At 47.3% G+C, this 6,876-nt stretch carries 6 protein-coding genes, 1 tRNA gene and 1 other RNA gene; all 8 read right to left on the bottom strand.

The features are described from left to right. Positions 1 to 138: 138 nt before the first annotated feature. Entirely contained in the window at positions 139 to 981 is an 843-nt protein-coding gene (locus P8O70_17595) for a hypothetical protein (GenBank protein ID MDG2198653.1), read from the bottom strand. Continuing rightward, positions 982 to 1,320 carry a YbaB/EbfC family nucleoid-associated protein gene (locus tag P8O70_17600; GenBank protein ID MDG2198654.1) on the bottom strand — a complete coding sequence of 113 codons (339 nt, stop codon included), beginning with the start codon at positions 1,318 to 1,320 and terminating at the stop codon, positions 982 to 984. A 58-nt stretch (positions 1,321 to 1,378) separates the two neighbouring features. Beyond that, complete coding sequence (gene dnaX / locus P8O70_17605) at positions 1,379 to 3,274, bottom strand: DNA polymerase III subunit gamma/tau (GenBank protein ID MDG2198655.1); 1,896 nt, start codon at positions 3,272 to 3,274, stop codon at positions 1,379 to 1,381. An 18-nt stretch (positions 3,275 to 3,292) separates the two neighbouring features. Next, positions 3,293 to 3,387, bottom strand: an RNA gene (gene ffs, locus P8O70_17610) — signal recognition particle sRNA small type. Positions 3,388 to 3,425: 38 nt separating this feature from the next. After that, positions 3,426 to 3,515: transfer RNA gene (locus tag P8O70_17615), tRNA-Ser, on the bottom strand. Continuing rightward, on the bottom strand, positions 3,506 to 5,086 hold the full coding sequence (locus P8O70_17620) for an NADH-quinone oxidoreductase subunit M (GenBank protein MDG2198656.1): 1,581 nt from the start codon (positions 5,084 to 5,086) through the stop codon (positions 3,506 to 3,508). The genes P8O70_17615 and P8O70_17620 overlap by 10 nt, the downstream gene beginning before the upstream one ends. A gap of 89 nt (positions 5,087 to 5,175) precedes the next feature. Continuing rightward, a complete protein-coding gene (locus tag P8O70_17625; GenBank protein MDG2198657.1) occupies positions 5,176 to 5,865 on the bottom strand; it encodes a hypothetical protein in 690 nt (229 codons plus the stop codon). After that, positions 5,865 to 6,876 (bottom strand): LPS-assembly protein LptD (locus P8O70_17630; GenBank protein ID MDG2198658.1); only part of this gene is annotated, 1,012 nt, incomplete at its 5' end. The genes P8O70_17630 and P8O70_17625, both read right to left, overlap by 1 nt.

Below are 6,876 nucleotides of genomic sequence, written 5' to 3' on the forward strand. Positions count from 1 at the left end.
CAGCCTAAATCTCTGATGACTTTTAGGTAATCACTGGTAAGACTGGCTACTCCTCTTGGCTGTTCTAGCCAATCCGATTGTGCCCAACCTTCCAAGAAAACTTGGGCACAATCATTTCTCCACAGTACCAAAACCTATCTAGTTTGCTTCAGCACCTTCGAGGAATTCGAATTCTTCTTGCAAACGGGCAATACCAGCCAATTCTTCTTCAGTCCAAGAACGACGCTGCCATTGAATGCTGAAAGATTGCGAGAGTGCCTCCAAGAGCACGTCTTGCAATTCTCGTTGTGAGAATTGGCTCAAGCATCCGGTGGCTTCCAAAGAGATCATCTCACGACGCAATTGTGCCGCCGTTGCGTTACGAAAAATACCTGCAAGCATCGGAATCTGGTCCTGAAGCGGAATAGAACCATGCTGCAGAAAAGAGCGAGAGCGTGCTTGACCAGGGACATATGGACCACTCGTGATCACTCGCTGAGCGTTGCCAATCACCTTGCGATCCTGTAACAGAATCTCGTAGGCTGCTGGAGCAGAAAAGCAAACATGAGATTCCATTGGGACACTGGCCTTCCGCTCTTGTATTTGGGGCTTCAGGCCAATCTCCTCAAAAAACTGGTAGAATCCTTGAGCGATGAGTTCATAAGTCTCAATCGGTCCACCACCAAATGGAGGTTCCTGCAAACAGCCAATCAGTGAATAGGTCAAGTCCCCACCATGAAGGACAGCGCGCCCTCCTGTTGTACGACGGAGCACAACGATGTTCCGCTGACGACACCAATCTAAATCAAACTCTTCATCGAACTTCTCATTACGACCCAATGACAGTGTCCAGCGATTCCAGCGATAGAGCCGAAGAGTAGGAACCATTCCCGAACTTTGCTGGCGAAGAAGCCATTCATCAGCAGCCATATTGAAGCTACCACTACGCGACTCTTCTTCTTCGATCAGGTACCAGGAAGGAGTAAGGATAAGGTCTGTCATTCAGGCCTTTGGGAAGCCAGGCAGGTTCAGATTGGCTGCAATGTTGCCAAAGTTACCAAACTGCTGGGTCAGCGCGGTTTGCATCCGCTGCTGTCCTTGGTGAATACCTTCATTGACAGCAGAGAGCACGAGGTCTTGGAGGGTTTCAGGATCATTCGGATCGATCACTTCAGGATCGATTTGTAGGGACTGCGCTTCGAGTTTTCCGTTAAAGGTCATCTTGACCATTTCTCCCCCAACAGAAACTTCGTAGGTTTCTTTTGCTAGCTGGTCCTGCTGCTCCTGCATATTGGTGGAGAGTTCTTGAGCTTTTTTCATCAGTTCGCCCATGTCAAACATAATTACTCCTATAAGTGGTCAATTTTTGGGTGAATTTTCGCTGGCGTAAAACCACCCTTCAGTGCAACTCAATATCGTAGACTTCGCTACCAGCAAAGACCTGAAGGATATCCTTCACTTGAGCATCCTCACGAGCTTGATTCTCCCGCTGTCTTTCCATTTCCCGATTCTTCCATTGATCATATTCCTGCAATGTAGTGCCTTCTGTTGTCGGCTGATCATCTCGCTGAATATGAACTGATCTACCAGCAAACTCCTGTGCCAGTTGTTCCAGCTTTACCTGATGTTCCTTACTGAACAAGTCAGGCGGATGCCGAAATTGCAGTTGCCAAACATCAGCTTGCAAATCTACAGGCAGCGCCGTGCGCAGCAGTGTACAAATCACCGGGGCACGACTGTGCACGAATTGTACGAATTCCTGCCAATTCAGTGGGGGTTCCTGTGGTTCACCCCACTGTTCAGATCCAACCTTTAGCCAACTTTCTGAAGACTTTGGCTCTCTGACTTCAGTAGGTTTTAATGATTGTTGCGGCTCAGTGCCGAAATTTGGAGTTTTTTTTTGCTCTAGCCCTGTTCCACCACTCTGTGCCTTGAGCCTTTGGATTGCTGTTTTAGCTACAGAAGTACACTCCTCAGACGATTCGATGGGGGGTTCAGATACCGATGGTTCCTCAACAACTGGTGGTAGTGAGGCGGTATTCGTATCTGAAGCATAGAAACTGGGGTTTGTTGGAGAGTTGGTTGGCTGAAATTGATTTGATTGATCTATTGTCTTTGCTGGTTCTAGTTCTGGTGAATCAACTCTTCCATCGACCTCTTGCCGTAATGTGCGGATTTGCTGGAGCATATCCTTCACTCCGACCAATGGCTGCACAGAAGCTAATTGTAGTAACGTCATCTCAAAGCAAACTCGTGCATGAACACTGCGTTTCATCTGCTCTTCTAATTGCATCAGCAGATGAAACATCTGTTGTAACTCCCCTTGTGTCGTCAAACTAGCCAATTGACGATACTGCTCCTGTTCATCCTCTGCGACTTCTGCAAAGCTCAAATCTCCAGATAAAGCCAAGTACAGAGATAGAGTTTTCACTGATTGCAGTAGTTCCTGCAACAACTCCTGCAGGTCAAATCCGTGTTGATAGAGTTCCTGAAAAGCCTGCATTGCAGGTCCTAATTGCTTACGGAAAAGGCATTCCAGCAATTGGAAACGCATGGAAGCATCAGCAATTCCAAGAATCTGCCGCACCTCAGCTTCACTTGCCTGCTCACCAGCAAAGCTCAGTACTTGGTCAAGAGCTGTCAGAGCGTCCCGCATACCTCCAGCGGCATGACGAGCAATCAACTCAAATGATTTTGGACTGAGTTGTAAATTTTCCTGGACAGCTGCTTGGCCCAGAAATTCTAGCATCCTTGGTAAGGGGATTCGCTGGAAATCATAACGTTGGCATCGGGAAAGAATAGTGACCGGCACCTTATGGGGATCTGTTGTGGCCAGAATGAACTTCACATGGCTCGGTGGTTCCTCCAGGGTCTTCAGCAAGGCGTTGAAGGACTCCAGCGTCAGCATATGGGCTTCATCAATGATGTAAACCTTGTAGCGACAGCGAGCTGGTGCGTATTTTACGTTTTCACGAAGTTCCCGAATATTTTCAATTCCACGATTTGAGGCTGCGTCAATCTCGTACACATCAGCAGAAGCATTGCTGCTGATTTCCCGGCAGTTCTCGCATGTGTTGCACGGATCGACGTTGTCTGGTTCCAGGCAGTTGAGAGCTTTTGTTAAGATTCTAGCCGCACTAGTTTTTCCTACCCCACGAGATCCACCGAATAGAAATGCATGGGCCACTCGGTTGCTACGAATCGCATTCTGAAGAATTTGCGCAATGACTTCCTGACCGATCAGATCGGAGAACCGCTGTGGTCGCAGTTTGCGGGCAAGAACAACGTAGGACATGCTAGTAGGGGCGATTGGAGAGGCTGAGTTTTGCGGCACATCTACAGGATCTTAGTGCTGCTTCCGTTAAGACCTGACACGGTTCGAAACTTTCGATTGCGCAAAACCCAACCATTTGCAGCTTCCCACAAGGAAACAGGAGGGGCATAGCTGGCGGAAAGGGAGGGATTCGAACCCTCGGTACGCTTTCACGCACACACGATTTCCAGTCGTGCACCTTCGGCCACTCGGTCACCTTTCCGCAGAGTGCATGCTCTGAGATTCAGCAAAATACGGAAGATGCTCTGCGTTTTCAAGTGCTTTTTCCAGAATACCCACAGTCTGCAAAGGCGGTCGAACTTGAATCTGCTGGGTATAAAAGGACACCGTTGGCTCTACCTTGTCGAAGAACAGTTGGGGATACACTCCCAACAAAACAGCTAGAAATGCCAGTGGGCTCAACACAACAATTTCACGCAAACCTAGATCAGAACGATGAGACTTGGTGGCTGGACCGAAAAGAACACGCTGCACCATCCAGAGCATGTAAATGGCGGCAATCAAAACACCAACTGCTGCAAACACTCCAAACCAGAGATTGACCTTTGCCGCACCAATCATTGTCAAGACTTCACCAATAAAGCTGTTGAGTCCGGGCAGACCTATTGATCCCATGCTGAAGAGAATGAAAAATCCACTGAAGATTGGCATCGTCTTGAGGAGCCCACCGAAACTTCCAATTTCTTGGCTTTCGCCTTTGTGGAGCAGCATTCCAAGACAAAGAAAAAGTGCACTAGTTACGATTGCGTAGTTGACCATCTGCATCAATCCACCCGTCATTCCCTGCTGATTTAGAGCAAACACCCCAAGCAGAATATAACCCATATGTGAAATGGAAGAATAGGCCATCAAGCGCTTTAGATTTGTCTGTACAATCGCAACTAGGCCACCATAGAGGATGCAAACGAGTGACAGCACCATCAGGTAATCACTCAATAAAGCAACCGCTTCTGGATACGTTGGCAGTGCAAAGCGGAGGAAACCATATGGCCCCAGTTTCATCATGATGGCAGCCATCTCCACAGAACCAATTGTTGGTGCTTGTTCATGGAAGGAAGGAAGCCAACCGTGAAAAGGAAAGAGAGGTATCTTAATTGCGAAGGCCAAGAACATGCCTAGGAATAGCCAAACCTGAGTAGCTACTGGAATCTCCAACTGATACCAGTCTGTGATCTGAAACGACCAATATCCTGCAGACTGATAGAACAATACCGCCGTATAAATCAGGGACACGAGCATCAGTAGTGAGCCCAAAACCGTATAAATGAAGAAACGATTTGCAGCGACCAAACTCTGAGCGCGTCCCCAACCTCCAATCAGGAAATATAGAGGTATCAGCATCAACTCAAAGAACACGTAGAACAGGATTACGTCTAGTGCCACAAAGCATCCCAACACACCGCACTGTAGCAAAAGCAGATGGAGATTGAACTGCCAAGCTCGTTCCTGCATATTCCAAGAGGCCAGTAAAATCAGCGGCTGCAACCAGGCCGTTGCAACTAAGAAAAAAAGATTCAGACCGTCCAGCCCAAGAAAATAATCGATACCAAATGAACCAATCCAGGTGAAACGCTCGACTAGTTGTAATCCCGCAGTTCCTTCCTGAAAAGCTGCCCAAACAAACAAACTAAGGATTGCTGTCACCAAACTACTGGTTACGGCTCCCCACTGCGCTGCGCGTCCCTGGTGCGCATCCCGAAAGGTCAATACTAAGAGCACACCCAACAACGGCGAAAACACCAAAAGAGAGAGTAGAGGAAAGCTGGAAGTCATGTAGAAGCCGATCTCAAGTTGGTCTAAATAGAGTTATGTGTTGAAGTTGCCAGATTCTAGGACAACCCATCACGAAGGCAAGCCAGAAGCTACAACGCATAGAAGTAGTCAAAGTAAATCGTATGCACCTGACTTCTGGGTAAAATCGGATCATGTTCAGAGATGCCCATCGTTGACAGGTGGAAGCTTAGTGTAAATCGATAGCTCAGTAGCAAACTGGGCACTGCAAACCAACCCAGACCACCACCAAAAACGAATGAACTTTCATCTACGTAGGTTTTGGTTTGGTCCTCAGCAATTGGACGAATCTGGGCAAATTGGAAACCACTTCCGTAGTGACTCCACCATCTTGATGAAAGTGGCGTTGCCCACCAATACCAGACGTTATTTTGGATAACTTCTAGTGAGTTGTAGTTTTTCCCTTGGTATTGAATCTCTTTTGAAATAGCGACTGGACTGATCTGTCGCTCATATTCAAGGGCTCTCTCAGGTTCCACATAGCTAATATGAAAACCAATACCGTTTGCCGTACTATCACCAAAAATTCTCGTCTGTCCGTCATTGAGAGTAAAATCCAATCGACGGAATCCCACTCCAAAGCTGACACCTCGACCACGGGTTCTGTAGGATGCTGAAAACATCTCTGGTTCTGGTGACAACGTACGAGTCTCCGTACTCCGCTCCAGCATCTCTGGATAATCTTCAGGATCTACCTGACCCAAAGCAAGAGTTGGTAACAGTCCTCCGAGCAGCAATAAGCATAAAGCGCATCGTGACATCAGAAGGCTCTTGGCAACGTTTGTTCCGGCAACAAGACCCCTCCCAGAATCACGCTGGCAAAGATTGTTCGATCAACGTATTCCGTCTCTTGTCCTCCACTTGTTGTAGTTTTGTCAACTCGCTCTTCCAGTCTGAGGTTGAATGTCCAACAATCTGGACGATAACTTAGAAAAACCGTATCGGAAACCAACCGACGACGAAATGCAGTACTGGCAGAATTAAGATCAACTGTTCCCGAAAAACCGAAGGATAGCTCATCACTAGCTTGGTGGGTATTGCTGAAACTGAAGCTGGAGGCCGCTTCGAAAGTTTGACCATACAGTGTAGTATAAGTGCTCTCGTTTTCTCTGAAGGCAACAGATGCTTTACTATACTGGCTAACATTTACGTCTACTGATAGCGAGTATTCAACTGTTCGTTGCTGCTGGTGGTTGTACCGATTACGAAAGTTTAGCGCCAAACCTGATCCAGGCTGCAGCGATAGTTCAATTCTCAAGGGTAATAATGGTTCTCCTGGTTCTGTCTCATCGCCTTTTGGAGTCGGACCTTGAGACTGATAGTCTTCCTCCACACGCAGGTAGTCATATGGTTGAATCAAATTCAAACGGGCCAGCACCAAACTTTCACCAATTCGCAGTTTTTCCTCTGACTGATTCTCAGCACGAAGAGCCACTCCACTCTCTACCACTGCAAGAATTTGCAGCAACTTTTCCTCATCGAGTTCCTCACCAAACATTGATTCCAACACTTCCTTCAACTTACTGCGACTAGCAAATTCACGGTCTTGAAGGCTCTGCAAACGCAACAAAAAAGTTTCTGGAAATTCTTGTTTCTGTAACCGTAAGAAAGAGCGCCTAGTAAAACGCTGCGACGGTTCATACTGGCGACGCTTGGCCAGCAAAATGTTATCTAATCGCAATTCAAGTAGGCGACGTGTAGCAATGCCTCCTCCGAATGGCACACCAGAAATAGAATCCTGGGGTACATCCTCAATGTAGTCATAACGAATT

Source organism: SAR324 cluster bacterium (assembly GCA_029245725.1).
In the GTDB taxonomy this organism is placed as follows: domain Bacteria; phylum SAR324; class SAR324; order SAR324; family NAC60-12; genus JCVI-SCAAA005.